Genomic DNA, 24795 nt, shown 5'->3' on the forward strand with positions numbered 1-24795 from the left:
AAAACAAAAGCGCCACCTGAACAGTGGCGCTGGATCACTCATTACAGGGGATCAAATACCCTTGATCGTGCCCTTGGGCAGTTCTGCAGCCACATGGGCTTTCTGGAACTTGAGCTCGGTACCTTCAGACACTTCCAGTACCACGTAATCGTCGGTCAGGCGGGTTACCTTGCCGATGATGCCGCCAGCGGTGATCACTTCATCACCCTTGGCCAGGCCTGCAATCAGGTTTTTGTGTTCCTTGGCACGCTTGGCCTGGGGACGCCACATGAAGAAGTAGAAAATCAGACCGAAGCCGACCAGAAACAGGATGTTGAACAGACCCGCATCCGGAGAAGCTGCAGGGGCATCAGCGGCCAGCGCCGGAGAGATGAAAAAGCTCATTCAGGTAGTACTCCCGATTACAGTAGATAGTGTACGTGTCATGCCGTCAGCGGCGGTGTTTCCTGCCCGCGCTGACGATAGAATTCGTCTACAAAGTCGCTCAATTTACCCTGTTCAATAGCGTTGCGCAAACCAGCCATCAGCTCCTGATAATAGTGCAGGTTGTGGATGGTATTGAGCTGCGCCCCAAGGATCTCTCTGCACTTGTCCAGATGGTGCAAATACGCGCGACTGAAGTTCTGACAGGTATAGCAGCTGCAAGTTTCATCCACCGGTGCCGTATTGGTCTTGTTGGCCGAGTTACGGATCTTGACGATGCCGTTTCGGGTGAACAGGAAACCATTCCGGGCGTTACGCGTCGGCATCACGCAGTCAAACATGTCGACACCACGGCGCACGCCCTCGACCAGATCTTCCGGCTTGCCCACGCCCATCAGGTAACGCGGCTTGTCTTCCGGCATTTTCCACGCCAGGTGATCCAGCACGCGCTTCATATCCTCTTTCGGCTCACCCACCGACAGGCCACCGATGGCATAGCCATCAAAGCCGATCTCAGTCAGGCCCTCCAGCGACTCATCGCGCAGGTCTTCGTACATGCCGCCCTGAATGATGCCGAACAGCGCCGAGGGGCTGTCGCCATGGGCATCCTTGGAACGCTTCGCCCAGCGCAGCGACAGGCGCATGGAATCAGCCGCTTCCTTGTGTGAGGCCGGATAAGGCGTGCACTCGTCGAAGATCATCACGATGTCGGAGCCCAGCTCACGCTGCACCTGCATGGAGCTTTCCGGGGTCATCAGTACCTTGTCGCCGTTGACCGGTGACTGGAAGGTTACGCCCTCTTCGGTGATCTTGCGCAGTTTACCCAGGCTGAATACCTGGAAGCCGCCGGAATCGGTCAGGATCGGCCCTTTCCATTGCATGAAGTCATGCAGATCACCGTGCTGCTGCACGATCTCGGTGCCCGGACGCAGCATCAGGTGGAAGGTGTTGCCGAGGATGATCTGGGCGCCGGTCGCTTCGATATCGCGCGGCAGCATGCCCTTGACGGTGCCATAGGTGCCCACCGGCATGAACGCCGGGGTTTCCACCACACCCCGCGGGAAGGTCAAACGGCCGCGACGCGCCTTGCCTTCGCTGGTGATGGTTTCAAACTGCATAAAACATTCTTTTCTCACGGGGTCTCCTCATCCGTCGCCTCGCGACGGGTCAAAAACATGGCATCGCCGTAGCTGAAGAAACGGTAACGTTCGGCCACGGCTTCGGCGTAAGCATCCATGATCGCCCGGTAGCCGGAAAAGGCGCTGACCAACATCAGCAAGGTCGATTCAGGCAGGTGGAAGTTGGTGATCAGCGCTTCCACCGTGCGATAGCGGTAGCCGGGATAGATGAAGATATCGGTATCGCCGTAGAACGGCAGGATCTCGCCGGACTGGCTGGCGGTTTCCAGGCAACGCACGCTGGTGGTGCCCACGGCGATGACGCGATTGCCGCGCGCCTGTGCTGCTTTTACCGCGGCACAGGTCTCTTCCGACACTTCGATATACTCAGCATGCATGTGATGTTCGTGGATATTGTCCACCTTGACCGGCTGGAAAGTACCGGCGCCCACATGCAGGGTTACGAACGCCTGCTCGACGCCCATCGCCTTGAGCTGTTCCAGCAAGGGCTGATCAAAGTGCAGCCCCGCCGTCGGCGCGGCCACGGCGCCCGGCTTGCGGTTGTACACGGTCTGATAGCGTTCGCGGTCGGAGAGCTGGTCTTCGCGCTTCATGTACGGCGGCAACGGCATATGGCCGTGCTCTTCCAGCGCACTGACCAGGTGCCCGTCCAGATTGGTAAAGCGCACCTGGAACAGGTTCTCCTGACGGCCGACGACCTCGGCTTCCAGCCCGCCTTCCAGCACCAGCGCCGTACCCGGCTTGGGTGAGCGGCTGGAGCGGATATGCGCCAGCGCTTCACTGTCCGAGGTGACCCGCTCAATCAGCATCTCGATCTTGCCGCCGCTGGCCTTCTGGCCGAACAGCCGCGCCGGAATCACGCGGGTGTCATTGAACACCAGCAGATCACCGGGCTGCAGCAAGGAAGGCAGATCGGAAAACTGGCGATGCGCACGCTCCCCCGTGTTGCCGTCAACACACAGCAACCGGCTGGCGCTGCGCTGCTCCAGAGGGTAGCGCGCGATCAGCTCCTCCGGCAGCTCGAAGTAGAAATCTTTTACCTGCATGAGACTCAAACTGGAAACCTGTTGGAAAGGTCGAATTCTACCTGAGCGCAGGCTTTTTTTCAGTCCTGATTGACGAACGAGCCGAGACAAATATAATATGCGCCTTCACTGCAGGGGCTTCACTTTCAAGAACCCCCGTCGATACAGTGCCAGCGTGGTGAAATTGGTAGACACAGGGGATTCAAAATCCCCCGCCTTAACGGGTGTGCCGGTTCGAGTCCGGCCGCTGGTACCACTTCTTCAAGCCCTTGAAGAAGCACAGAAAAAGCCTATAAATCAAAGGCTTTGACAAGCAAGCGGGACCGAAAGGTGGCCGCTTTTTTTGTGTCTGAATGCCCCACCCGGTCCATATCCTGTCCACCGTCTGTGCGGTTTCTGTGCGTCGCGACATCCAACGATATCCATTGAAAGGTAATGCTATCCAACATCGTAGGTTGAGACGCATGTCACGATACAAGGCGACCCTCTCTTCAGACTACGCTACATCAGTGCTTCGGAGCCCGGTCTAGAACAGTAACTCAGCAAGTCACTATTTGGCCCGGAGCGGGCATTAACGTTTGCCATAAACCGCGCGAGGTACGAGCGTCGGAATTAATGGCGTTGTTATGCACCACCTTCCACCTCTCTCAATATTTCTATCCTCGGCACTAACCAATCCATCACTGGCTGCACAAAGCCCTCCCATTCAGCTGAATTTGAGAAAATATCAGCGATTCGGGAGAGGCCTACCCGTTCATCCATGCCAAGTCTGATTAAAATATCACTTAGGTAATGATGGTCGTTTGCAACAACTCCGACTTCCTGCGCGGCTTCAACAATTTCATTATGAGTCTCGTTATTCGTCGCAGGCTGTTGACAAAGTGAAGCATGAAAATAGCGTTCTGGCTGCTGCCCGTCAGGAAGACCAAAGCTCAAAATAAGAGCTTTAGCTGCTTGCCTGATTTCATCAACACCCTCCCCATGCCCTGTAACGACACGATTGACCTGGGCTTCTATATCCTCTTCACTGCGGTAGCGGTCACCGTCTAATACGAAACACACATTTTGGCAGTCCTCTCCCCTCATGAGTAACCCTCCAGCCATAGTGAAAGAGTTTATTGCTGCACCGAATTTTCCAACAGAAACCCATTTGTTCGCTTTCAATTTCCCCAGAATTACGCGAACTATTGCGGAAGCCATCTCATCTTCAACATAGATTTCAATTGGCTTTGGCTGAGCACCTGTCAGCCTTGCAATCGCGTCCGGCTTCGTCTGTTCGAAACAATAGGTTTTTTGTGGCCCGGCAAATAGGTGACGAATATTTACCTCACCCTCGAAATCAACCAAACTTTCGCGGTGAGTCGAGAAGACAACCTGAAGATTCTTTGCTCTAGCTCTTTCATTTATAACATTCACGAGCCTTTTTAATGATTTCTCGTGCAACAATAAATCAAGTTCATCAAGAAGTATAAGAGAATAGTTCGGCGCCTTAAAAACTTTTTCTAGAACATAGAAAACTTTCTGCTCACCCGCACTCATGCTGAGTGCAGAATATTGAAACCCTTCAAGACCTACACCTATGAACTCCTTCCCCTGCGCGTTGTGCTGATTGAAGGCAGTATAGTTTCGATCGAGGACAAAAGAAGCTTTTCTTAGGATGTCTAAAAAGATTGCTTCGTTAATTTGTGTCGTTTGATAGTTGATTCGTACTTGACGATTTTCTGACTCAATCATCGGAACGCACTTATCAATACCAACATAGATCACATCTCTTTTAGGCCTTTTTGCGTACCTAGGTGTCCAGCGATCACTAGCCTTCGAGTAAGGTTGGGTACTATTGTCATGGACAACTTGACCATCGCGATAAGAATGCGTCAGGGTCATCTTGCTTCCCTCCCAAAGCGCGTCTGTGCTGGGAAGAAAAAAGCTACTAAATTTGTACGCCTCTCCTTGAGGCGTATTTGGTTCGAAAGCACATGCTAAAGCATGGAGTACCGTCGACTTCCCACTACCATTTGGGCCCAAAATTGCAGTTAGTGGATGGTCGACAAATGAGATACTTACATCTTTCAAAACTTTAAGTTGCTCAATATCAAGCCTTATCAACCGTTGCTGTGTGATTGGCATTTTTCCCTCAAATCTCCGGTGACTTCTCGTGATGCATAACACCTTGAATAAGCTGCCATTTTGAGCGCTAGCGAAAAAACGGTCGGCTTAATTCACTTTTTGGGCCTCAATATCACCTGGGCCACTCTTTATACTTTGATGGATAAATAGTAATTTCTTCCCTCGCCCAAATATCGAAAATGGCTTGGTGTCGAAAATTATCGGAACCACGATTTCGATTACGGAACTGAAGAAGCCATGTGTAAATATCTGCGATTTGCAAGAACCGGCTTAGGTGGGAGTGGGTGAAATGAACCGAATCTACCAAATTGTGAATGTCCCGCCCGAACGCGAAGTCCGTACCACTAGCCCGATAACCTGACAAGCTACCAGCATAACGCTCTGCCACTCGATCGCTCTCGCGGTCGCCTATCAACATGCCCAAACACCGCTGAGCCTTGCATAGGTCATTGGCTCTCTCACATAAGAACATGAACGCGACTTCGTCGGGCACTTGGTTTTTCCAGAGCTTATCTACGTTAACCTGAATATCGATTAGCTCAAGCTCGGGCATAGAAAGGATTTGCATGAGTTTTTCGATCAACGCTATTCGCTGTTCAAAATCAGACCAACCTTTAAAATTTTTCTTTCGGTGGTAAATCTCGGCCGCATGAAGCTCATTGCTGCTTTCGAGGCGGGAGTGTCCAAAAGCCTCTTCTACCACCTCATTGATGCGAGCCTCAACTTCAGCCAAGTGCTCTTCATCTATACCAACACCACCAATGTGGTAGTGCGGATAGCCATCATCATTCTTTGCTTCATCAAAAAAGATCAGCTTCATCTGGATAATTTCCTTGCGGCCCAACGCCCGCAGCATGCGCGGCTTTGTAATGGAGGCGCAGCCGCAATGAAAAAGCCGTCGCTGTGCCTGCGATTGTTATGGATAATCTGCCTCCAAGCGAGCCGCCAAGGACAGAGCAACGTCAATATACGCTTCAATTGGCATTCCTCGAATGTCGAATTCCTCAGCATGCGCCGCTTCGTTTCGCAACTTTCGTAGCTGGTTGAACTGATAGTATTCCTGCTTGCTCAAGACTTCGCCCTTGAGCATTTTTTGTAGCTGCAAAGGGCTTCGCGCGTGGCGGCTCTCAATCTCGGGGTATATTCGAGCTGCCTTCTTTGCTGCGGCAGACTCGACAGCACGGAAGGACTCAAGGACGGCTGAACGAGGCGATATATCTGCCAGCCTCATCAGGAAACTGAACTGGTCTTGGTATTCGTCTGATCTCGGTATTTCTTGATCTTCGATCCCGGCAGCTTCCCGCTCTTGGACTAACTCAGTAATACCTTCCGTAAATTCGATTTCGGTGTCTTTATGTTTGAATCGTTTGAGTCGCGGAATTAGTTCAGCAACCTTTTCACGCAGCAAAATGACGAGAATAATCACTACCCCTGGCCAAGCCAGAGAGTCTATTACTTGTGCTATGAAAGTCTTCCAATCCATTATCATTTATCCATAACATTATAATACTGCGCATGCGCATATTTGCCCTCAGCCAAAGACTGAGAGAGCTGATGTAAGCATAAGAAGAGAAAGGATAAGTCGTGATATCACAGCCATTCTCTTCCGGTGAAAACGAGCATGCGCGTTTTGCTGCTTTGCCGTGCACATTCTCCTGCAACGGCCAGTCCATAGTTCTCTGATAGTGGACGATTTTCCCACCTGTTGCCAGTCACAAATGAACCCAGCCGTGTGCCGAAACAAGCACTCAAGGTACATGGTTCTCAATACACTGTATGTAATCTCGGAAATCCAGAGCAGTTTGTCCACAGATGCTATGTTGCACGGAAAGACTGGCCGATTCCCGCAAAGCTCCGCTTCCGCGCTAGCAGCGCCCATTACCCGTAACAACACATCACTCAACCAGATATTAAACCTCCGGATATCCACTTCCGGAGGTTTTCAATGGACAAGCAATTCAAGTTCACTGATGCCCGTATCCGGGCATTACCCGCCAACCCTGCATCATCCCGCAGTACCGAGCTGGAGTTCAGCGATACCGAGCTGACCGGCCTGAAGTGCCTGTCGGGCAAGAATGGCAGTAAGCGCTTCCTGTTGCGCTACACCTTCAACAGCCGCAAGCGGAGTATCACGCTGGGGCGTTTCCCCGATATCGACGTCGCCACCGCTCGCAAGGCCGCACGGCGTTACCGGGGCATGCTGGCCGAAGGGATTGATCCCAAAGCTGAGCAGGAGGAACAGAGCCTTCAACCCACCCTGTCGGAGTTCTTCTGGCAGACCTATCTGCCCTATCAGAAGAAGCACACCCGATCCTGGGGCCACGAGATCAAGCGGTTCCGCAACCATATCGAGCCCCGCTTTGGTCACCTGCTGTTCCGTGACCTGAAGGCCGCACAGATACTCCAGCTTCAGCTGGACCTGAATTCGCCTAACTCGCGCCGATCCGCTCTGGCTCCAGCCACCTGTAACCGCATCATCGGGTTGCTGAAGACGATGGGGCAGCTGGCGCTGCGCATGGATGTAATCGACGTGAATGAAGCGATGAAGATCAAGCAGCTGCGGGAGGACAACATTCGTACCCGCTTCCTGGACGTGCAAGAGCTAAAGGCGGTGATCCATGAAGCCCGTCAGTACAAGAACCCGTTCGTAGGTGGCTTTATTGCTTTGCTGGCGGTCAGCGGTTGTCGTAACAGTGAGATCAGATTGGCCAAGCGAGAGCAGATCGACAAGGCCCGTCAGACCCTCTATCTACCTATGACCAAGAACGGCCAGAGCCGGGAGGTGTACCTATCCGATCTGGCGATGGAGATCATCGAGGAGACTCCGATCGTGGCAGGTAATCCTTATCTATTCGCAGGGCGCACGCCGGGACAGCCACTGAAGGACTGCCGGATCGCCTTCCAGAAGATATTGGTCAGAGCCGGTGTGCCCGATCCCGAAGAGCTGGTGATCCACTCCCTCAGGCACAGTGTCGCCAGCTGCTTAGTGTCAGCGGGCATGACCCTGTATGACGTGAAATACCAGCTTGGGCATCAATCAATACAGAGCTCGGCTAGGTACAGCAAGCAGACCCTTGAGCGCCAGCGTAACACCAGCAATACGCTCTGCAAGTTGGTTCGTTGATGTAAACGCCCTCTTCACCATCAGGCTCTACCCGTTCGCGGGTAGGGCCAAATCATCATTAACGACAGGATATGTCGCAAAACTGATCCCCCCGCACCTCCCTCCGCAGACATCTTGTCTGACACACCAGTAATTGCTGCTTTTTGGATACAAAAAAGCGAAAATCAACTTAGTGGACACACCCTGTCCACGACATTCTGGAGAATGTATAAAAAATAATCGTGGTCCAGGGACGGCATATATTTTGATCAAGCATGACAAACTCGCCCAAAGGCTAGGGCTGATCCTCACCAAGCTAAACGCTGGTGAGCGCATACATATTGATGCTCTAGCCGCGGAATTCAATGTCTCCTCCCGGACTATCCAACGGGATCTGAACCAGCGTCTCGCCTATCTACCGCTAGAGCGTAAAGGAAAGATTTACTGGCTTCTGGAAACATCCTTAGGCAAGCGTAGCAATAAAGATCTTCGCCATTTTGCTCGAACACTGGATATCGAGGGAATGTTTCCATTCTTGGATGACAAACTCATATCAACTTTGCTTGATCAGTCACAACGGGCACCTTATCTAGTAAAAGGTATGTCCTTTGAAAACGCTAAGCTTTTTGCAAGCGAATTCAAAATCCTGGAAGAAAGCATTCGCCAATATAGAATGATAACCTTCTTATACAAGGGGAAGAACTACGACTCCGTACACCCTTATCGTTTGGTTAATTATAAAGGGGTCTGGTATCTGGCAGGGACACATGATGATCGCCTGAAGTCTTTCGTAATTTCTGGAATATCAAGCATTTCTATAAAACCTGATTGTTTCAGTCTTAATAAAGACATCGATGAAACGATACAAAATTGCTCTAGCATTTGGTACGGAAGCGACTCTACTGAAGTTATTCTGAAAGCCTCTCCAGATATTTCCAACTATTTCCAAAGGCGATCGCTATTGCCGGATCAAAAAGTAATCCACCAATTCGACAATGGCGGACTACTATTATCATCAAAGATAAATCACCCAACACAAATAACCCCGCTTGTGAAATATTGGGTTCCTCACCTGGAGGTATTATCACCAAATTCAGTTAAAGAAAAAGTTATTAACGATCTATCTCAAGCTTTAGATCAGATTAGCAGATAATCCAAGCATAAGGATATAGAAATGAGTCGGATTAATTACCTCCTAACATTGTCTTTTTTGATGCTATTTTTATCAGGGCCAGCTCACGCATTTACAAAGAGCATCGGGAAAGGCTATTGCTCAATACGACATCCTGTAGAAATGTTCAGTTCTACTCGAGTCACATGTGAATCGCAGCACATTGTGCAACAACAATCAGGTGGGCGTGACGGTTTAAACACCATCTGGATCAATACAGTCGAACATGATTATCTGGATCGTTCCACGGATAAACCGTGGGAAACTGAGAGACCTTGGCTGAACTGGGGCGACGCAAACCTAGAACGGGCCTATATGATGGGGACCTACGCCAATGGATATCATTTTATAACCTACGATCATCACGGTGGTGGAAATCTCACTCTATTTACATGGGATGGCGTGAGTCATGCAACATATATGATAGCTAGTGTTGCAAACTTTATTACTAAAGAGATGAGTTACATTGGCTATCAATGGGAACGAGGGTCCAAAAATCAAACCACTCAATACTTCGACGCTATCATCGGTATTTTAATTGATTTTATCGAAGTGGCATTAGGAATATTCTATGGACTACTTGGAATGTTAGTTGGAACCATTTTAAATCCGATTGACACTCTCACCAACATCCCCGGCGGAATCGCCTTATCCTTAGAATCAATTGTAGAGGGCATTTCGAACACTGTTAGTGATTTGGTTTCACTTTGCACTCTCGGATCGATACAGCTATAAATAAAAAAGGGCTAGAAATGGAAGCCAAGAAAAATTCACTTAATAGTTACCTAAAGACATTTATAATAGCAATTATTGCCATTCTAATAATAGCTTTCGCATTCCCATCAAAAGAAGCAAAGTTTGATAAAAACGGACATGTCATCCAAACTGAAGAGCCGAATGTTTTTGGTAAAATCAAAGTTTTCTTCGTAGGACAGCGAGGAGTTCAGAATGAACATGGGGAGTGGATAATAAAGCCGGAAGACGGCATTTTTTAATACCATTACCTCTTAAATCGAACAAATACACTGTCTTACAAAATCAAGGCTCTATCCGTTCGCGGATAGGGCCTTTTTTCGTTATGGAGCATCCACCATGTTCGTCACCCTGAACTGGCCCTGCGCCAGCACACTCCCCGTCCCTGCCGAAACCTTCACGGATTTGAAACATCATCTGCTGGAGGGATTCCCATCCGAAGATCAGGCCCGCCAATACTGGGAGGACATTCCCACCCTGTTGATCCTGCTGGAGCCGGAGGACGGGCCTGAGCAACTGGAACAGGCATTGGACAACGTTCAGCGGCAGATCCAGTTCGTGCTGGATTATCCCGAGTTCGTTGTGCCCATCACCGGTGATTACCTGCTGGCCCTTGGCATCTTTTCCGATGAAGGCGCAGGCATCTACCTGCTTGTGCATAACCAGTGTCCGATTGCACAGGAGTTAACCGATGAGTAATCCACAACGCGATCTGCCCGTGAACAGCCTACTCGATAAGCTCAAGTCCATCCGGGGCATGAAAGAACTGCTGCACAAGGCGGTGCTGCTGTACGTCCTGCTGTTGGATGCCGATGTACCGACCTACGTGAAAGCGGTCGTGATTGCAGCCCTGCTTTACCTGATCGACCCACTGGATGCGATACCGGACCTATCTCCCTTCGTCGGTCTGCTGGATGACCTGGCCGTGATCGTGGCGGCACTGAGCGTCATCTCCGGCCAGATCCATCCACACCATGAATCCCAAGCCCAATCGTTCGTGAACGACCTGTAACCGAGGAATTTATTATGTCCCAGCCAAAGTCTATCGCTGCGCCTGCCAGCGCTGAAAAGGCTCCTCTCAAAGGGGAGAACGCCATCAAGGACGAGCTGTTTAAATTGATCATTGAACGCGGTGTCGCTGACAAGCTGAACCCGAAGGCAACCGGTAAGGTGTACTTCCAACTGGCCCGACATACCGAAGAAAACAGGAACTACTTGCGCATTGACGGTAACGACAGTGGCGGCCTCCATTCCCGGGAATGGATACCGCTGGATGCATTGGTCGAGCAGTTGCAGACGCAAGCCGGTCATCCATTCAAGTCCTTGGTCCTCAAGAGCTGCATGAAGGGCAAGTCAGCCAATAACGCCTCCTTCTTGGCGGCAATCCTGCGCTCGCCCGAGATTAAGCTGATCCAGCCTGCCGAGAAGAACCTGTTTCTGCATCAGCTGGTAGAGGACTTCGACGCCCAATCAGCTGCCCTGCTCAAGCGCACCAAGTAATTGTCCCGTGCATACTGCTCACTGGTAGCGCACCACCCTCTACACACCTGAATTAAGGACACCGCTATGTCACTGCCAATACTGACGGATGGCCTTGTGCTGCCTGTCTCCAACGTTTTGATCCAGATTCTGAATGATGAACTGACCAGGCATGCCTCCGGGCTGAAGCCCCTTCATGAGGCTTCTGCGATCACCTTCAACTTCCGTGACCCAGACTACTCCGCTAAACGGGGTGGCTACCATCCGGTGGAGATCCGCCTGTCTCGCTCGGGCGATGGTTTCCGGTTTGATTACCTGACTGACTTCTCGTATGTCGGAGCGGGTTGGGATATCGAGCTGGCCAAGGAGATCGACTTCGATATCCATGCCGACTGCTGCGAGGTGCGCTTCTGCCGCCCGGTGCCACTGCGAGCGGCTGTGGACTTCTTCACCACCTTCCAGGACAACTTCGTTGCGTACTATCAACTGGGCGTATTCACCGTCGAGGTCAGTGTGGAGAAGGCCGATGAATAAGCGCCACAACCCACTGATTGCTGAGACGGCTGTGGATACTTACATCAACGTGTTGAACGCCTTGTTCGCCCTGAAGGAGCTGCAAAGTGGTGACGACACCGGACGACTGGATCTGACACCCAGAGCCACCTTCGGGCTTTCATTGCTGATGGGGTGTATCACAGGAGCGATGGAGTTCGAGCAGGAGCGGGAGGCGTACGCGAACGCGTAAGAAGCCAGCTAATGAACCGGAGCGGGCGCTAGCCCGCTCCCCTTCTTCTTTTTTCTTCCGCGCCGCGCTAAGCGGCGCAAAGCCTTATGAGACATTTCGCTATATTGTTGTTTTTAATCAGACTTATTTCTAATTCTCTGGGTTCGATGATCGGCCACCAGAGTTCAGTCGGCATTCGCAGTAGTCAGTTCCAGATGTATTTATTAAGGGAAACTGACTGAGGGAAACGATGCAATTTCCCATATGCTGCAAGGGGTTTAAGTCAAGTCAGATAGACGGTTACAAGTCACTTTCAGATAATGTATTATCACGGGCGGTTTCAACCCAAAATGTCTGAAGTTGTTACTGCTTTGGACTAGGAACTCAGGGTGGCATATGCCCTGCAGCACTCTCGATACTGGACTTGCTAACGATTCCGGATTGCCGCTGAAGGCGCAAGGTGATTGGGTTGAAACCTCTTTTATCTATAGCGAGCTTGGATATGGAAATTCCATTAAATATCGATAAAATTCTAATGGATTTAAAGTCATTCGAACCTGAGAAAATCGCTTCAGGGAAAACACATGTTTGGAAAAACCCAGAGTTATCCCACAGCCTAACTCGAAGCGAGACTACAACTAAAGATAAAATAGTTGGATTACAAGCTGCCAGAGACGTTGCCGATCTATTAGAAATACCTGTAGGCCAACTTCTGTATATACTTTACAAGAAAAGCAATCCGTACAGAACCTTTGAAGTTAAAAAGAAATCTGGCAAGAGCCGAATTATAGAAAGTCCTAACTCATCAATAAAAATACTACAGAACAAGATAAGACCTCTTATTGAAGCTCATTATCGAGTAAAGAAACCTGTTCACGGCTTTGTTGGCGAAGGTAAAGGTATAATTTCTAATGCTAATCAGCATAAGAAGAAAAACTTCGTTTTCAACATTGACTTAAAAGATTTTTTCCACTCAATACACTTCGGTAGAGTTCAAGGAATATTCAGAAGCAGACCTTTTAATATGGGTTTGCCTGCAGCAACTGTAGTCGCACAGATTTGCACATACAAAGGTAGGCTTCCACAGGGTGCAAGTACGTCCCCAGTAATATCTAACCTAGCGGCCACATATTTAGATAAAAAGCTGGTGAAAATTGCCAAGAGATTTCACTTAACTTATACCCGCTACGCTGACGATATTACTTTTTCAAGCAACAAACCTTTCCCCAGATCCATAGTAGAAAAAGACAAACTAGAAGATGGAAATTACTCATATAAAGCAGGTCATCTTTTAGAGCAAACAATTAAAGATTCCGGTTTCGAGATCAACCACAACAAGACCCGCTTACAGCATAAGTCTCAAAGGCAGGAAGTGACGGGCTTAGTAGTGAACGAAGGCGTTAATATAAACCGAAGGTTTATAAGAAAAACTCGTGCAATGATCAACGAATGGGAAAAAGATATAAAAAGTGCTGAGAAAAGATTCATTAAAATACGATACCACATCGATAGTTCAAAAATAGAAGAAAATAAGTTAGACGGTTCCATTTTCAAAAGAGCTATTTATGGTAATCTCAGCTTCATCAAGATGGTAAAAGGTGAAGAGCACTCCCCTTATTTAACTCTATGCAAAAAAGTTTTGGAACTTGATAGCAACCCACCGGATTTCATTAAAAGACTCAAGAGTGTTTTTGATATGTATGACATCTTTATTTGCCATGCCAGTGAAGATAAAGAAAAAATTGCGTTGCCACTACACAGGGAACTCGAAGCGAAGGGAGTTAGAACCTTTATTGACTGTTTCGAGATTAAATGGGGTGACTCACTTGTATCAAAAATAAACACAGCCCTTCAAAAATCAAAATTTGTTATAGCAATAATATCAGAAGACTCCATAAAAAAGTCTTGGCCTATGAAAGAGCTTAATGCTGTTTTATCGGCAGAGATAAACTCGGAAGAAACAAAGCTTCTTCCACTTATGGTTGGAGATGGAGGTGCTTTGATTAGCAAGATTCCATTATTGGGGGACAAACTTTTCGTTATTTACGATGATAATTTGGAAGAAATTGTAGGAAAGGTGGAAGGTCTACTCGGATAATATTAGCTACAATTATAAATATAACGAATAAGAACAAATCCCCATGCATCTATCCATACCAATAATTATAATCACAGGGCTAGAATAGTACTATTCTAGCCCCCAAAACCCCGAACAAGTGATTATCGACGGGCAGCCGTCATCACTAATCCACCGGGGGGTTCACTATGCGTTGCCTCATCACCTCAATGAAAGGCGGAGTCGGCAAGAGTTCGATCAGCTATAACCTTGCGGTCCATCTGGGCTGCATCTGCATCACCAACGACCTTACAGTTCCACAGCACGACGACATTATCCAGATCCCGACGGGCAAGAATCGCATACCAAAGGGGCTGACCTCTCTCGACTCGGCGGTCTTCGACTTCGGAGCCATGTCCACGATGCTGGATAAGAAGATCTCCCACGCGTTGCAACTCTGCGACTTGGTCATCATCCCGACCCGGATAGACGCCAGAAGCCTAGAAGCCACGCTGGAGACCTACAAGCTGGTCAAGGAAGCCGGAAAGCCCATCGTGATCATCATTAACCACTTCCGCGACTGGAAGAAGCATGACGCAGCTCGGGATCACCTGCTCTCCAAACTGGGTAATCGTGTGCCCATACTGGCGATACGTGAGACCACCTTGTTCGATCGTGTCAGCCGGGATGGGCGGGAGTGGTTACTGAATATCCACAACGACCGTGGCGCGCACATGCTGAGTCGAACCCAACGGGCGCACGAAGTCGTCTATGACCGGATTCAATCCATGGCGGGGGTATAAGCATGGAGCTACCGACACTGGCGTCCTTGGAGCGCTCTATCGGCGGTCGCCCCCGCTTAGAGGAAACAATGATCAGAATGAGCTTCTACCTTAGCCCAGCAGAAGCGCAGGCACTGAAAAGTCAGGCTCGAGCGCAGTCCCTCCCGGTCAGCCAGATAGTCCGGCGAATCGTGCAGGAGTACCTGTCCGGTATAGCGAAGTGACGCGTCAGTCGATCACCCTTCCCACGGATAATCTCGCTCGAAGGCCTCGGCGAAGGCGCTGAGGGTCGTATTGCAGGCACGGCAAATCATCTCCACCTCGATGTACTCCAGTCGGCGTTCGCCGCTTTCATACTTCGATACGAAGCTCTGAGGTTTATCGAGCCGTGCCGCCATCTCCACTTGGCTGAGCCCTGCCTGCTTTCGCAGGTCTCGCAGGGCTTGGCGGAAGGCCGACTGTCGGGGTTCCCACAGAAGTTTTGCCATGGCGGCAATGTAAGTTGGTTTGCGAAATATCCCACTTTGGGATATTTTTTGACTTACCAACTGGATGCAAAGAGAGACAATAATGCTGGTACTGGAACCCAAGGACGTCTCACGGGAAGCCCTGATCCGCCTCCTGTTCACCGATCCCGTCGACGAGTTCGAGATCAAGACTGTGGATAGCTGGAAGCTGGTGATCGATGACGAGACTGTCTATCTCCCCACACTGCTGGAAGAGCTGATCGAAGCCAACGATCACAGCTGTCGCATCTACACCCAAGCCCGTGCTGCCTCGCTCATGTCCGTATCAATACCGGTCATTGGACCGGTAACGGCGCTGGGCTCCGCTTTGGGCATGGCCGTTCACAACCTGGCCACCTACAACCCCGACTTCGAGATCCGCAAGGGGCTGCGTGATCGGGTGCGCGTAACCAACCACAAGAAAATCAAACGCGACGAGATTGCCAATAAGCAATCTCAATAAAACCAAGCCGTTGAAAACAGGGAAAAAATACAATGGGACTGTTCGATTTCTTCTCCAGTTCAGACAGCAACAAGAAAAAATGTGCCAATTGCGGCAAAGCCACTGACCAGACGGTGATCGCGCCGAACGGCAAAGAGTTTTGCAGCAAACTCTGCATGATCGAGTGGATCAAGAAGATGACAGGGGCTTCCTAAGCCATTCAGCATGCCCGTCCAATAACCGGATGGGTCAGTTGAGTGTGCAGGCACACTTCCCGCCCCGACACCCCAGAACTGACGGTTAATAGCCCAACCCCGTACAGGGGTTGGGCAGTTATTACTGTGCTCAGGTCGCTTTGATCTTCGGTTTGATACGTCGAATGGTTCGCTTGCGACCTTCACGGGGTGCCTCACCATGCACCAGCCGATACCGGTAGCCGAACGGTCCCAGCCCATCGAACACGATCTTGTCCTTGTTGTTAGAGCGCACCGGCGGGGTTGCCGTGAACTCGCGGAAGATCATTCGCACGAATCGATCCGTCACCTCAAAGTGGTTGTTCCGTTTTACCTTCACTCCCTTCAGATTCGAGGCAGGAATCAGCTCCTTCAGAGCCGGATACTGCCGGTTGGCCTGTCGTAGCCCTTCCAGGATATGGCGTCGCGCCTCAGCCAGCGTCATGACCGTACCCATCGGCAAGGTACTCAGGTGCTGAAGCACTGGCTTCAGGAAGAGATTACTATGGAGCGTGTTGTGGAAGTGCCATATCGGACGATCCTGCTGCTGCGACAGGGCATCAAAGGCGTCCCACGGATCAATCAGGACCTGTTGATGTAACTCCAGCCAGAGACTCGCCAATACCTTTTCCTGTGTGCCATGCTCGCAGCGATTGACCAGAGCTTGCAGACACTCGACGGTATTCACAGGGTCATTGGACTCGCGCTTATGCTGGGCGACCGATTCCGCCATTGCCTGCCGACACCGTTCCAGTGCTTTGGTACGGTCTTCGCCGATCTGCTCGACCGCCTGATCCAACGCCTTATCTCGGGCTTCAGCAGGGCACTCATCCCAGTCCAACACTGACCAGTTCAATGTCTTCAGCTCTCGTCGCATCGCCTGCTCCAGTGCCACCTCACTCTGGTAGCACTGATTAAGATCGGCACGGTACAGGCTGGCCATCATCCCGGCTTCATTGGCCGCCACTTTGCCCTGCTTCATCCGCAAGGGTTCGAACCCAAACCACCCACTCAATGTGCCATTGGCCTTACGGACGGTCGCAAGCGCATCGCATTCATACAGGATCTGTTCGGCGATCTGGCGTGAGGCATTAATGACGACCTGAGCGGACTGGCGAGCGGCCTTCAACGCTCTTGCTTGCTTACCCAGCATGTAATGGGGCAGGCAGATTCGAACGGGAGGGTTGCACTGACGGAAGCGGCCCATGAACTGCTTCAGCTCCTCAGGGTGAATCTTTCCGTTCAGAACGATCAACTCTGCGATCTGTTGGTCCTGAATGTTCACAGCTTCATCGAGCAGGCTGGTGGTGAGGACCACATCGTATTGGGCCACGCTCTCATCGGTTAGCATCTCCACCACTTCATCTGTTGCTTGCACATCCCGATTAACACACAGGCATGTCAGTCCTCGCGCTTCCAGCATCTTACGATAGGCCGCCATCGCCTCCTTGTCGTTGATGCGAATGATCGTGGGCGCTGATCCGGATTCCAACCCCGCCAGAACATCCTTTGCAGCAGCGTCCTTATCCACATACAGATGCAATGCCACATGACGCTCAACCGTCTCGATCCTGGACACCTCCAGCCAGCTGTCGATCAGGTACGGCACCAGTTCTCGATTGAAGGTCGCGCTCAGAGTCACCACCCGGTTGAACCGGCCCTCCTGAATGACATCCAGCAGTCCCGAGATGGCTTCGCCGCGATAGCTGGCGGCTTGGTACAGCTTGTGTACCTCATCGACCACCAGTGTGTAGTTCCGGCAGAACAACCGTGCCTGCAGAGCAGGCAGTTGATCATAGGTGCAGACGATATTGGCGGAGGTATCGCTCAGCGCGGTATGGCCGCCGTAGATGAACTCAACATCGCCTCGATCGCCGTACTTCGCTTGCAGCTGGGTAATCTGCGCACGTTGGGGCACGGCAAAGATGATCGGCCCCTGCTGACACAGGGTTTCCATGACCCAGGATGACTTGCCCATACCCGTATCGGCGCAGAGATGAGTCACATAGTGCAGAGGGTTGATCTGAAGGTTAAGGTCGCTGATGTACTGCCCAGCGGGCAGCTTATAGTGAACGGGGGTCATGGCGGACTCCTGAAATGGCCGATTAATCGTTGTAGCGCCAGTCGGAAGCCGATGGCTTCCGGGCAGTGCGTATAACGATTTGTTGGCGGTTTCAGGTGGGAAAGTCAGTCGAAACTGACTCAGTGTACCCAGTGCGATCGACTAATGGATTTCCTCCACTGCGGATGTTGTTTTTCGCAGCTGCTAGCCGAATGAACTCAATCGCTTTTGCCGATTAGGCCGACGCAAAATTAATTATGCCAAGAATATCAATAACTTACATAATTATCGAACAGCGTCGTAGGGGTATAGGTAATTCAATTCAAAAATCGATCGCTTTGTCGTTTTCGAGAGTTGGAAGTACGCGGAGCAGTTCGTCTTGTTTGGTGTCATAGTCGGCATAGATCGCAGACACGAAATCAGCTTTCATACCTTGAGATTCATAATCTTCATCACTCATAGGCTTGGTCACTGTATTCTTCGTGTATTGCTTCAGCCCCAGCGCAAGATCAGCCCATGCCCTCGGTAAAATCATCGTGGGTGACGTCACACCGATCACCTTCCGCCCTTCCGAATAAGCGCGCTTCGGCACCTTGAAAGTAATTGCTGTCCCACTGGTCATTGGGCACAGATAAGCGAGCATCACACGGAGCTGTTGAGCGGTACGTATCAAAGCGGTTGGGTCTTTTTCCTTTGCTTGACCAAGACATACGGTCGTGTAAGCCAGCCCACCTTCTTTCGGTGAAAGAGTGGGGAATACCTTCGATCCCGCTACAGCCTTGTAGCTTGGATCTAGGGTATTCAACGTATGTGGAGGGATGGCGTAGTAAAACGCTCTGTTTTTAACTGGCTTTATATTGAGATCCGTTGGCTCCTGCTTCAGTAGTACTGCAATCTCGCGCTCCACCATTTCGATCTTGCGGCACACTTCATCAAGCTTTGTCTGTTTATGTTGAAGCTGGATGTCCGTTTTAGTGGAGGTCGATTTGATCTTGCGGAGCTTATCTAGCAGGGTATGTCGCTGATTATCTTCCAGCTTTACCCATTTTTGTTGCTGCTTACTCCACTCTTGGAGCCGTGCCGCACTCAGATACTCTAATTGGTCATCAATGCCAATGGCTTGCAGCAGTTCCAGGCAGATGCGGCTGCCATTCCTGACAGATTGCTGTGTACCGACGAGCCCCAAGAATTTACAAGCGCTATACAGCCTGATGGCCAGATTGGCTTTTTCCACAGGCTGCATTGCTTCGCTACTGAATAGCCCTTGTTCCTCGGTCATCTGGGCGGTGATGAAGCGCCAGTGGGACTCAGCGCCCACCAGATCATTCGAAGTTTGCTGAGCCTGGCCCGGCAGCAGGATGGTGATAGGTATTTCGGTCTCTTGCCCGATCCAGTCGGGCATCACCTCTTGAACGGCCTGATCCAGCGCCTGTGCGTAATCGTTACCCGCCCCGATAACCAGCTCACCTCCTGTCGACTCCCATGTTCCTGAAACCTCTTTGTGTTCAGTCTCGAGGTTCAACGCCGGAAGCTGTTTCAGTTGAGCGAAAGTGAAAGGGGTTACGACCTGCTCCGAGAGTCTTAGGCGATCATGATCCAGAAGGTCTTTTGTTGACTCGGGATACTTCTTCGATATGCCCAGAGTGGCCAAGATCAACTGGTAATAATCAGCATCCATTCCCAGTGCATTGAGTGCTCGCTCATGCGGTTTCAAGCCCGTGGTGCTAGCGATACGCCCCATGTTTCCCCCTATTTCCCCAAGCCACTGTCAGGAAAGAGAAGATAGCATGGCTCAATTTCCGGTTTCACTGACTTTGACAGGGGGTACCGGATGTATCACGACACCACACTTACCAAAAAGGCGCTCGACAATCTGCAACGAATCAACGGCCAGAACACTGAGTACAGAGTGATCGGGAAGCCACATTTACGTGTGATTGTTTACCGAAACAAGAAGTCATTGGTGGTCCGAGCCTGTGTGGGTGGCCGTCGCACCTGTAAGACCTTCGGGCCGTATCCCCTAATTGATCTGCGCACATTTGAGCGCCTGGGTGATGAGTGGTATCGCCAACAGCTAAGCCATGATGGTACGGACTACAGTAACGTCACCTACGACCAATTTTTCTTCGAACTACACCTTCCGTACATTCAGCAGCGCAATACCGACTGGCGCAAGGTCGAGCAAATGTATCGGCGCTATGTCCAACCCCATATTGGTCACCTGTCATTTCAAGGTATCCGAACACACCAGTTTATGAAGGTGTTGAATGCTATGCATGAACAGGGACTATCCCCCGCAACCAAGAACCGGGTACGGTCCCTCATGCATCGTTCCTGTGTACTCGGCGTCAAGTTCGGGGTACTGGAACGGAACCCTTGTTCCGCCATCGAGCAATACATCGAAGATAACGTAGTAGAACGTGTCCTCACACCTCCAGAAGCGACGGCATTTGTGAGAGCAGCCCTTCTGGAGTCCAACTCCCTGCATGGCTTAGCCCTGCTTCTCGATCTCTTCATCGGCGGGCGTATCCACAACGTCATCTCACTGACGAAAAACGAGGTTGCCCCTGACCTATCTACGGTTGTTTTTACCAAGACAAAGGCCAAGCGAAAACAGGTCATTCCGCTCTCGGATCAAGCGAAGTGGGTACTGCAACAGGCTCTAGAACTTTCCGATCCTGGCAGTCCGTTTGTTTTTTCGTCTACGCGCAGTAGGACCGGGCATATCGGATATCCCGTCAGTGTCTTTCGACGGATCTGCGAACGAGCCTGTATCGCTGTTACCAGTGGCAACCACGCCCTCAACCCCTCCTTCCCTCGTGAGCCACTCACGATTCACTGCCTGCGAAAAAGCTTTGGCTCCGCTGTACTGGCGCATACGGGAGATATCCACTGTAGCAGCAAACTACTGGGCCACAGCAGCGTTGAGGTGACCTCCAGCCGCTATGCCTTTTATCAGCAGGCACGACTGCAAGATGCCGTTCAGGGTGCGGCGGAGGTGATGACTCAGGACGTCCCCAATTTCCCCAGAATCGGCTCAGGATCGTGACGGATATCCCTGAAAATGACCTCAGTTTTGAAGACGAGGGCTGAACAATGATTGATGGCGATGAAATTTTGACCAAGGCGGATATAGCCGAACGCTACAAGATGAAGAAGAGCGCCGTCGACACCCTGTGCTCACGATCGCCGACGTCGTTACCGCCCTTCTTCAAGATGGGTACTGCCACGAACAGTCCGATCAGGTTCCGGAGATCCGACTGTGATGCGTGGGATGAAAAACGAGTGGTTGAAGCACTTAAGCTGCGTAAGCCAAAAACACCAGCAAGCCTGACCGATCTGCTCGGTTGTGGTGCAGTAAAACAATGATAACGAATGCGGTGGTTTCACCTGTTTGAAATTATAGGAGAGATCATATGGCCCGTAAACGAGTTAACACAATGGTGAAAACCCCAGACGGAGTTTTTAACGCTCAGCAGGCAAGCGCTGTAACCCCCACTGATAAAGGTGTTGCTGTCGTCAACAACAGTGGGCAACTCATGTGCTGGATTGAAGTGAGAGACCCTGATCTACGTCGTCAGGTCAGCAACGAAGTCTCTGAGCGCGTGTGCCAAGCACAGATAGGTGAGAATATTGAACCCATTGACTGGGAAGCGTATGGCTTGAGCGTTGAAGGCAAGCCGACTCAGCCTCCTGCTGCGACAAAGTCTGTAGCAGAGGTGAAGTCCAACTAAGGCAGGGTTTCTAAATCAGAAACCGTTCATAAACCGAAACTGCGCTCCAACAGCGCACGTTAACACACTAAACCACCGCATTCGACAGCTTGGCGGCCCCTCTGGGGGCCGTTTTTTATGCACTTTTGAGTGCCTTGAGCAGCCGGTGTCCATCTGATCCAGTGGGCATAATCACGAACTCCTCAACCGTTCCAGCCATCCCGCAATCTCGCACCTCTGGTCGGCAACAAACAGCGGCTCGTAGTCAAACTCCGGAAACTCACCCAACAAAAGGTGAAGTAGGCGAATGGTGCTGGCTGTGACCGGGATCATTCCTTCAGCCAATGGTGCAGTACTCGCGTAGCCGAATTGTCCCGGGTTTGTTGGGTACCCTTTAGCAGTCAACCATTCTGCCATTCTCTTGTAGGTGTACGTGCGTGGTACGTTATACAGTTCTTGCGCATACACCCTCAGGAACATCCGCCTGAAGAACTGATCAACGGGCTCACCAGTTTGTGGTCTAATTGGCAGCTGATCCGTTAGCTTAGCCAACAGAATATCTTCTTCCAGGCTTTCCCAGTCCTCCATCGTTTTCAGGCAGTTGTTCTTGCGCCACAGATCAAGTCGCCTTCGGCAAAACTCACCGTCCTCCCGACATGGGTGAGGCTTACTATCGAACGCGATATGCTGCTTGCCATCAACAAGTACCATTTTCGGGTTGACCAGCTGGCGTTTAAAATCGGGCTCAAGGTTCAGACGAACATCCTTGGTTTGGTTCACCATATCCCGGTTAAACATGAATTGCTGACGGCTTGAAGTCAGTGTTGTGTACGGGACTGTCTGGTCAGGATATCGATCCAGGTAAAGGTCCAGCATGTGTCTATGCTGATTCTCGACATGCTTTGGGACCTGTACTCCAGCCTTGGCAATGACAGGCTCGAAGCCATACTCTTCTTCCGCCGTGATTTGCCCACGTGTTTTCATCGCGATCAGCTGCTTTGCCCGGTGCTTCAGCTCGAGAATCTCACCCCCATCCGGATCAATCAGGTGATATAGCCGACGAAACTGCTGGCAAACTGGCCCATCCAGCTTGATCTCCCCCTTGTCCAGATCCGCATTGGTCAGGAAGCCATCCGTCGTGACACTCACGACCTGTTTATCGGAGTCTATGCCATTGAGCATCTCCGACATTAAGGCCCGTGCAAAGCCGGTCACATGCGCTGCAAAGTATGGATTGGTGATCGGCGACGGTTGTATTCTGCTGCTGATACCCTGCGCCACATCGAATGCTGTTTTGCCTGATAGGCCCTGTGCAAGCTTGCCGTACAAGCTATTGCCCAGTTCCTTTGAGAGGCGCTCTTCAAAGCTACCTTTGACATGCTGGTTACGTTTATGGCGTACAAATTGCATGAATTCAGTGAAAACACTTTCAGCCCCTTCAACCCACGGCACGATAAAGCCTTGCAGGATCTGAATGTCACACCCCATACTCATCGCGACCGCTATTTCCGGTGCCGTGCAGTACGACTCACCTTCCAGCGGGTAGTAGAGTCCATACTCCTCCGTTGTAACCGGCAAGCAGGGAAACCGCGTGTCCGGTGGGAAGCCGAATCTGACGCGGGCCAGGCCGCATACATCCACGGTGAATGCAGCTGGATCAGAGCACATGTAAAAGGCTTCATAATCCAGTGGTCGACAGGCATTCAGAATCACGGTGTAGCAGGAAGGCGCATCATAATCATTCCATTGCCCTACTTCGGTGGGGCCTGTCATGAAGCATTCGTTACGTCCCCCGTGGTAACAATCGATCGCAAACTGCTCCAGTATGGCTCTCGCTGGCTCTGGGATATCTCCTTTAACCGTTTTGGGTTTCCCTCCATCCTTGGGCCATACCACCTTGGACAGTTGGCGGATACCAAAGGCTTTCCGGTAATCATCGCCGATAGTGTTGAGGAACTTTCTGGTTGCCATGCCCCCGACAGTGTACGGCAGACCGTTCAGGCCCAGTTCCTCTACCACGAAGTAGATCATTTTCAGCAGGTGGCGGTATGAAATCTCAGCATCGTTTATCGCATACGCCTTGAACTTCTCCGGTTGTTCCCGTTGAAAGACGTCCATTTCTTCGATGCGATACGGCGGCTCAATTTCAATCTTCGGCAAGCCAACCAGAGCACCCACGTCAGCCAGACTTTTCCCCGCAGGAGCGAGTAGCATGCTGTCATAGAACAGCACGTCTACGGTGCGTTTTTTGCTGCTCTTGTCGTACTTGGTGAACTGCTCACGTCGGATGATGCGGTCTTTGATCTCATCGATATCAACGCCATAGGCATCACCCAGACTTGCGACAGATTTACGCACACCCTGGACATTGGCTTTGATATCGGTGAAAGCATCAGAGAGCGTAAACAGATCAGCCCTGAGAAAATGGGCACCGAGGATGATAGCCTCGGGCCATGCGTCCAGCGTTTCATTCTCCAAGGCATCTTCGATCGCCGTGATCAGAAGCTTGGCCAGGCTGATCCGCCCATCCCTTCCTTTGCTCTGGGTTTCGATGATCCCCGTCGTGTAGTTATCATCAAAGCCTATGGCGTAGCTGTAGCAAAGGATGATGTTGTTGAGGCCGTTTTCGTGCAGAACGTACTCGGTATCGATTGCCAGAATTGGGACGTTCAGCGAATCGATCCGTCTACGTTTTGCCTCCTTATTGACTATGCCATTGAGGCTCAACTCGCCGAAGTCGAACTTCCAATCCCCATGACTTGGCTCTTTGAAGTCAGTGCTGAACGCGAAGTCTGATATTGCTGGAAAATCGAACTCAAAGCGAGGAGCTGTACCTGATATGGCTGAAGGAGTGGGCGAAGGTGCTTCAGATGCTGTGGAAGCGGAAGCAGACTTCATCAGCTCAGCCAGCTTCGGGTCATCGATATCCATATAGGTGTCCATTCAGAGGCAGCGATATTAGCAAAGCATCCTGATCGGATTCGCCACTCATGTCTATCTCATCAGTACTGCTATCACTTAGACTAGATGACCGACCAAGCAGAACCTAGACTTAAG

The 24795-nt window shown here is 50.9% G+C and carries 26 protein-coding genes and 1 tRNA gene; 17 read left to right on the forward strand and 10 right to left on the reverse strand.

The features are described from left to right. Positions 1 to 51: 51 nt before the first annotated feature. The 3 genes from yajC to queA are packed head-to-tail and all read right to left on the reverse strand — an operon-like array spanning position 52 to position 2608. Positions 52 to 384 carry a preprotein translocase subunit YajC gene (gene yajC, locus ABD013_RS11935; protein WP_343806157.1) on the reverse strand — a complete coding sequence of 111 codons (333 nt, stop codon included), beginning with the start codon at positions 382 to 384 and terminating at the stop codon, positions 52 to 54. Positions 385 to 422: 38 nt separating this feature from the next. Further along, on the reverse strand, positions 423 to 1541 hold the full coding sequence (tgt, locus tag ABD013_RS11940; protein ID WP_343806159.1) for a tRNA guanosine(34) transglycosylase Tgt: 1119 nt from the start codon (positions 1539 to 1541) through the stop codon (positions 423 to 425). Between the two features lie 14 nt (positions 1542 to 1555). Continuing rightward, positions 1556 to 2608, reverse strand: coding sequence for a tRNA preQ1(34) S-adenosylmethionine ribosyltransferase-isomerase QueA (gene queA / locus ABD013_RS11945; protein ID WP_343806160.1), 1053 nt, complete (start codon positions 2606 to 2608; stop codon positions 1556 to 1558). A gap of 148 nt (positions 2609 to 2756) precedes the next feature. Here queA and ABD013_RS11950 point away from each other — a divergent pair. Then, positions 2757 to 2843: transfer RNA gene (locus ABD013_RS11950), tRNA-Leu, on the forward strand. Between the two features lie 368 nt (positions 2844 to 3211). Here the strand turns inward: ABD013_RS11950 and ABD013_RS11955 are convergent. From ABD013_RS11955 to ABD013_RS11965, 3 genes are all read right to left on the reverse strand, one after another. Further along, entirely contained in the window at positions 3212 to 4714 is a 1503-nt protein-coding gene (locus ABD013_RS11955) for an AAA family ATPase (RefSeq protein ID WP_343806162.1), read from the reverse strand. A gap of 112 nt (positions 4715 to 4826) precedes the next feature. Further along, entirely contained in the window at positions 4827 to 5534 is a 708-nt protein-coding gene (locus ABD013_RS11960) for a DUF3800 domain-containing protein (RefSeq protein ID WP_343806164.1), read from the reverse strand. Between the two features lie 96 nt (positions 5535 to 5630). Continuing rightward, positions 5631 to 6197, reverse strand: a complete 567-nt coding sequence (locus ABD013_RS11965; protein WP_343806166.1) for a hypothetical protein — start codon at positions 6195 to 6197, stop codon at positions 5631 to 5633. Between the two features lie 462 nt (positions 6198 to 6659). On the opposite strand from ABD013_RS11965, the gene ABD013_RS11970 reads away from it, so the two are divergent. The 11 genes from ABD013_RS11970 to ABD013_RS12020 all read left to right on the forward strand — a co-directional run bounded on the left by ABD013_RS11970 (position 6660) and on the right by ABD013_RS12020 (position 14803). Continuing rightward, positions 6660 to 7838, forward strand: coding sequence for a tyrosine-type recombinase/integrase (locus ABD013_RS11970; protein ID WP_343806168.1), 1179 nt, complete (start codon positions 6660 to 6662; stop codon positions 7836 to 7838). A gap of 244 nt (positions 7839 to 8082) precedes the next feature. Further along, on the forward strand, positions 8083 to 8970 hold the full coding sequence (locus ABD013_RS11975; protein ID WP_343806170.1) for a helix-turn-helix transcriptional regulator: 888 nt from the start codon (positions 8083 to 8085) through the stop codon (positions 8968 to 8970). Positions 8971 to 8991: 21 nt separating this feature from the next. Beyond that, positions 8992 to 9723, forward strand: a complete 732-nt coding sequence (locus tag ABD013_RS11980) for a hypothetical protein (RefSeq protein WP_343806172.1) — start codon at positions 8992 to 8994, stop codon at positions 9721 to 9723. A 17-nt stretch (positions 9724 to 9740) separates the two neighbouring features. Further along, positions 9741 to 9983: a hypothetical protein gene (locus ABD013_RS11985; protein WP_343806174.1), complete on the forward strand. Its 243-nt coding sequence runs from the start codon at positions 9741 to 9743 to the stop codon at positions 9981 to 9983. A gap of 97 nt (positions 9984 to 10080) precedes the next feature. After that, positions 10081 to 10440 (forward strand): hypothetical protein, encoded by a 360-nt coding sequence (locus ABD013_RS11990; protein WP_343806176.1) that lies wholly within the window; start codon positions 10081 to 10083, stop codon positions 10438 to 10440. Continuing rightward, entirely contained in the window at positions 10433 to 10753 is a 321-nt protein-coding gene (locus ABD013_RS11995; protein ID WP_343806178.1) for a YkvA family protein, read from the forward strand. Before ABD013_RS11990 ends, ABD013_RS11995 begins: the two co-directional genes overlap by 8 nt. A 14-nt stretch (positions 10754 to 10767) precedes the next feature. Further along, the gene (locus ABD013_RS12000; RefSeq protein ID WP_343806180.1) at positions 10768 to 11241 is read left to right on the forward strand and encodes a hypothetical protein; all 474 of its coding nucleotides are present in this window, start codon (positions 10768 to 10770) and stop codon (positions 11239 to 11241) included. Between the two features lie 66 nt (positions 11242 to 11307). After that, complete coding sequence (locus ABD013_RS12005; protein ID WP_343806182.1) at positions 11308 to 11754, forward strand: DUF2787 family protein; 447 nt, start codon at positions 11308 to 11310, stop codon at positions 11752 to 11754. Continuing rightward, the gene (locus ABD013_RS12010; RefSeq protein ID WP_343806184.1) at positions 11747 to 11965 is read left to right on the forward strand and encodes a hypothetical protein; all 219 of its coding nucleotides are present in this window, start codon (positions 11747 to 11749) and stop codon (positions 11963 to 11965) included. Before ABD013_RS12005 ends, ABD013_RS12010 begins: the two co-directional genes overlap by 8 nt. 481 nt (positions 11966 to 12446) lie before the next feature. Beyond that, positions 12447 to 14042 (forward strand): TIR domain-containing anti-phage reverse transcriptase, encoded by a 1596-nt coding sequence (locus ABD013_RS12015; protein WP_343806186.1) that lies wholly within the window; start codon positions 12447 to 12449, stop codon positions 14040 to 14042. Between the two features lie 167 nt (positions 14043 to 14209). Beyond that, a complete protein-coding gene (locus tag ABD013_RS12020) occupies positions 14210 to 14803 on the forward strand; it encodes a P-loop NTPase family protein (RefSeq protein WP_343806187.1) in 594 nt (197 codons plus the stop codon). Positions 14804 to 15018: 215 nt separating this feature from the next. Here the strand turns inward: ABD013_RS12020 and ABD013_RS12025 are convergent, their stop codons facing one another. Then, complete coding sequence (locus ABD013_RS12025; RefSeq protein WP_343806189.1) at positions 15019 to 15270, reverse strand: helix-turn-helix domain-containing protein; 252 nt, start codon at positions 15268 to 15270, stop codon at positions 15019 to 15021. An 82-nt stretch (positions 15271 to 15352) separates the two neighbouring features. On the opposite strand from ABD013_RS12025, the gene ABD013_RS12030 reads away from it, so the two are divergent. Together ABD013_RS12030 and ABD013_RS12035 are read left to right on the forward strand one after the other, a co-directional pair. Then, a complete protein-coding gene (locus ABD013_RS12030) occupies positions 15353 to 15751 on the forward strand; it encodes a hypothetical protein (RefSeq protein ID WP_343806191.1) in 399 nt (132 codons plus the stop codon). Between the two features lie 32 nt (positions 15752 to 15783). After that, the gene (locus ABD013_RS12035) at positions 15784 to 15945 is read left to right on the forward strand and encodes a hypothetical protein (RefSeq protein ID WP_343806193.1); all 162 of its coding nucleotides are present in this window, start codon (positions 15784 to 15786) and stop codon (positions 15943 to 15945) included. Between the two features lie 130 nt (positions 15946 to 16075). Here the strand turns inward: ABD013_RS12035 and ABD013_RS12040 are convergent, their stop codons facing one another. Further along, positions 16076 to 18046, reverse strand: a complete 1971-nt coding sequence (locus ABD013_RS12040; RefSeq protein WP_343806195.1) for a DEAD/DEAH box helicase — start codon at positions 18044 to 18046, stop codon at positions 16076 to 16078. Between the two features lie 301 nt (positions 18047 to 18347). Continuing rightward, positions 18348 to 19766, reverse strand: coding sequence for a hypothetical protein (locus tag ABD013_RS12045; RefSeq protein ID WP_343806197.1), 1419 nt, complete (start codon positions 19764 to 19766; stop codon positions 18348 to 18350). Positions 19767 to 19856: 90 nt separating this feature from the next. Here ABD013_RS12045 and ABD013_RS12050 point away from each other — a divergent pair, with 90 nt between their 5' ends. Genes ABD013_RS12050 through ABD013_RS12060 form a run of 3 tightly spaced genes read left to right on the forward strand, consistent with a single transcriptional unit; the run spans position 19857 to position 21759 of the window. Then, complete coding sequence (locus ABD013_RS12050) at positions 19857 to 21074, forward strand: tyrosine-type recombinase/integrase (protein ID WP_343806199.1); 1218 nt, start codon at positions 19857 to 19859, stop codon at positions 21072 to 21074. Between the two features lie 47 nt (positions 21075 to 21121). Continuing rightward, complete coding sequence (locus ABD013_RS12055) at positions 21122 to 21394, forward strand: helix-turn-helix transcriptional regulator (RefSeq protein WP_343806201.1); 273 nt, start codon at positions 21122 to 21124, stop codon at positions 21392 to 21394. A 47-nt stretch (positions 21395 to 21441) separates the two neighbouring features. After that, positions 21442 to 21759, forward strand: a complete 318-nt coding sequence (locus tag ABD013_RS12060; RefSeq protein WP_343806203.1) for a hypothetical protein — start codon at positions 21442 to 21444, stop codon at positions 21757 to 21759. Between the two features lie 171 nt (positions 21760 to 21930). Here ABD013_RS12060 and ABD013_RS12065 read toward each other — a convergent pair whose 3' ends face one another. Continuing rightward, positions 21931 to 24669: a hypothetical protein gene (locus ABD013_RS12065; protein ID WP_343806204.1), complete on the reverse strand. Its 2739-nt coding sequence runs from the start codon at positions 24667 to 24669 to the stop codon at positions 21931 to 21933. Between the last annotated feature and the right edge of the window lie 126 nt (positions 24670 to 24795).

Source organism: Marinobacterium maritimum, assembly GCF_039523155.1.
Taxonomy (GTDB): domain Bacteria; phylum Pseudomonadota; class Gammaproteobacteria; order Pseudomonadales; family Balneatricaceae; genus Marinobacterium; species Marinobacterium maritimum.

Bases quoted from the DNA above. Each gene is read 5' to 3' on its own strand.
- ABD013_RS12010 (WP_343806184.1), top strand. From the start codon at position 11,747: ATGAATAAGCGCCACAACCCACTGATTGCTGAGACGGCTGTGGATACT.
- ABD013_RS12065 (WP_343806204.1), bottom strand. From the start codon at position 24,669: ATGGATATCGATGACCCGAAGCTGGCTGAGCTGATGAAGTCTGCTTCC.
- ABD013_RS12015 (WP_343806186.1), top strand. From the start codon at position 12,447: ATGGAAATTCCATTAAATATCGATAAAATTCTAATGGATTTAAAGTCA.
- ABD013_RS11985 (WP_343806174.1), top strand. From the start codon at position 9,741: ATGGAAGCCAAGAAAAATTCACTTAATAGTTACCTAAAGACATTTATA.
- ABD013_RS11980 (WP_343806172.1), top strand. From the start codon at position 8,992: ATGAGTCGGATTAATTACCTCCTAACATTGTCTTTTTTGATGCTATTT.
- ABD013_RS12040 (WP_343806195.1), bottom strand. From the start codon at position 18,046: ATGACCCCCGTTCACTATAAGCTGCCCGCTGGGCAGTACATCAGCGAC.
- ABD013_RS12055 (WP_343806201.1), top strand. From the start codon at position 21,122: ATGATTGATGGCGATGAAATTTTGACCAAGGCGGATATAGCCGAACGC.
- ABD013_RS12050 (WP_343806199.1), top strand. From the start codon at position 19,857: ATGTATCACGACACCACACTTACCAAAAAGGCGCTCGACAATCTGCAA.
- ABD013_RS12025 (WP_343806189.1), bottom strand. From the start codon at position 15,270: ATGGCAAAACTTCTGTGGGAACCCCGACAGTCGGCCTTCCGCCAAGCC.
- ABD013_RS11970 (WP_343806168.1), top strand. From the start codon at position 6,660: ATGGACAAGCAATTCAAGTTCACTGATGCCCGTATCCGGGCATTACCC.
- tgt (WP_343806159.1), bottom strand. From the start codon at position 1,541: ATGCAGTTTGAAACCATCACCAGCGAAGGCAAGGCGCGTCGCGGCCGT.
- ABD013_RS12035 (WP_343806193.1), top strand. From the start codon at position 15,784: ATGGGACTGTTCGATTTCTTCTCCAGTTCAGACAGCAACAAGAAAAAA.
- ABD013_RS12060 (WP_343806203.1), top strand. From the start codon at position 21,442: ATGGCCCGTAAACGAGTTAACACAATGGTGAAAACCCCAGACGGAGTT.
- ABD013_RS12045 (WP_343806197.1), bottom strand. From the start codon at position 19,766: ATGGGGCGTATCGCTAGCACCACGGGCTTGAAACCGCATGAGCGAGCA.
- ABD013_RS12000 (WP_343806180.1), top strand. From the start codon at position 10,768: ATGTCCCAGCCAAAGTCTATCGCTGCGCCTGCCAGCGCTGAAAAGGCT.
- ABD013_RS12030 (WP_343806191.1), top strand. From the start codon at position 15,353: ATGCTGGTACTGGAACCCAAGGACGTCTCACGGGAAGCCCTGATCCGC.
- ABD013_RS12005 (WP_343806182.1), top strand. From the start codon at position 11,308: ATGTCACTGCCAATACTGACGGATGGCCTTGTGCTGCCTGTCTCCAAC.
- ABD013_RS12020 (WP_343806187.1), top strand. From the start codon at position 14,210: ATGCGTTGCCTCATCACCTCAATGAAAGGCGGAGTCGGCAAGAGTTCG.
- ABD013_RS11960 (WP_343806164.1), bottom strand. From the start codon at position 5,534: ATGAAGCTGATCTTTTTTGATGAAGCAAAGAATGATGATGGCTATCCG.
- ABD013_RS11995 (WP_343806178.1), top strand. From the start codon at position 10,433: ATGAGTAATCCACAACGCGATCTGCCCGTGAACAGCCTACTCGATAAG.
- ABD013_RS11965 (WP_343806166.1), bottom strand. From the start codon at position 6,197: ATGGATTGGAAGACTTTCATAGCACAAGTAATAGACTCTCTGGCTTGG.
- queA (WP_343806160.1), bottom strand. From the start codon at position 2,608: ATGCAGGTAAAAGATTTCTACTTCGAGCTGCCGGAGGAGCTGATCGCG.
- yajC (WP_343806157.1), bottom strand. From the start codon at position 384: ATGAGCTTTTTCATCTCTCCGGCGCTGGCCGCTGATGCCCCTGCAGCT.
- ABD013_RS11955 (WP_343806162.1), bottom strand. From the start codon at position 4,714: ATGCCAATCACACAGCAACGGTTGATAAGGCTTGATATTGAGCAACTT.
- ABD013_RS11990 (WP_343806176.1), top strand. From the start codon at position 10,081: ATGTTCGTCACCCTGAACTGGCCCTGCGCCAGCACACTCCCCGTCCCT.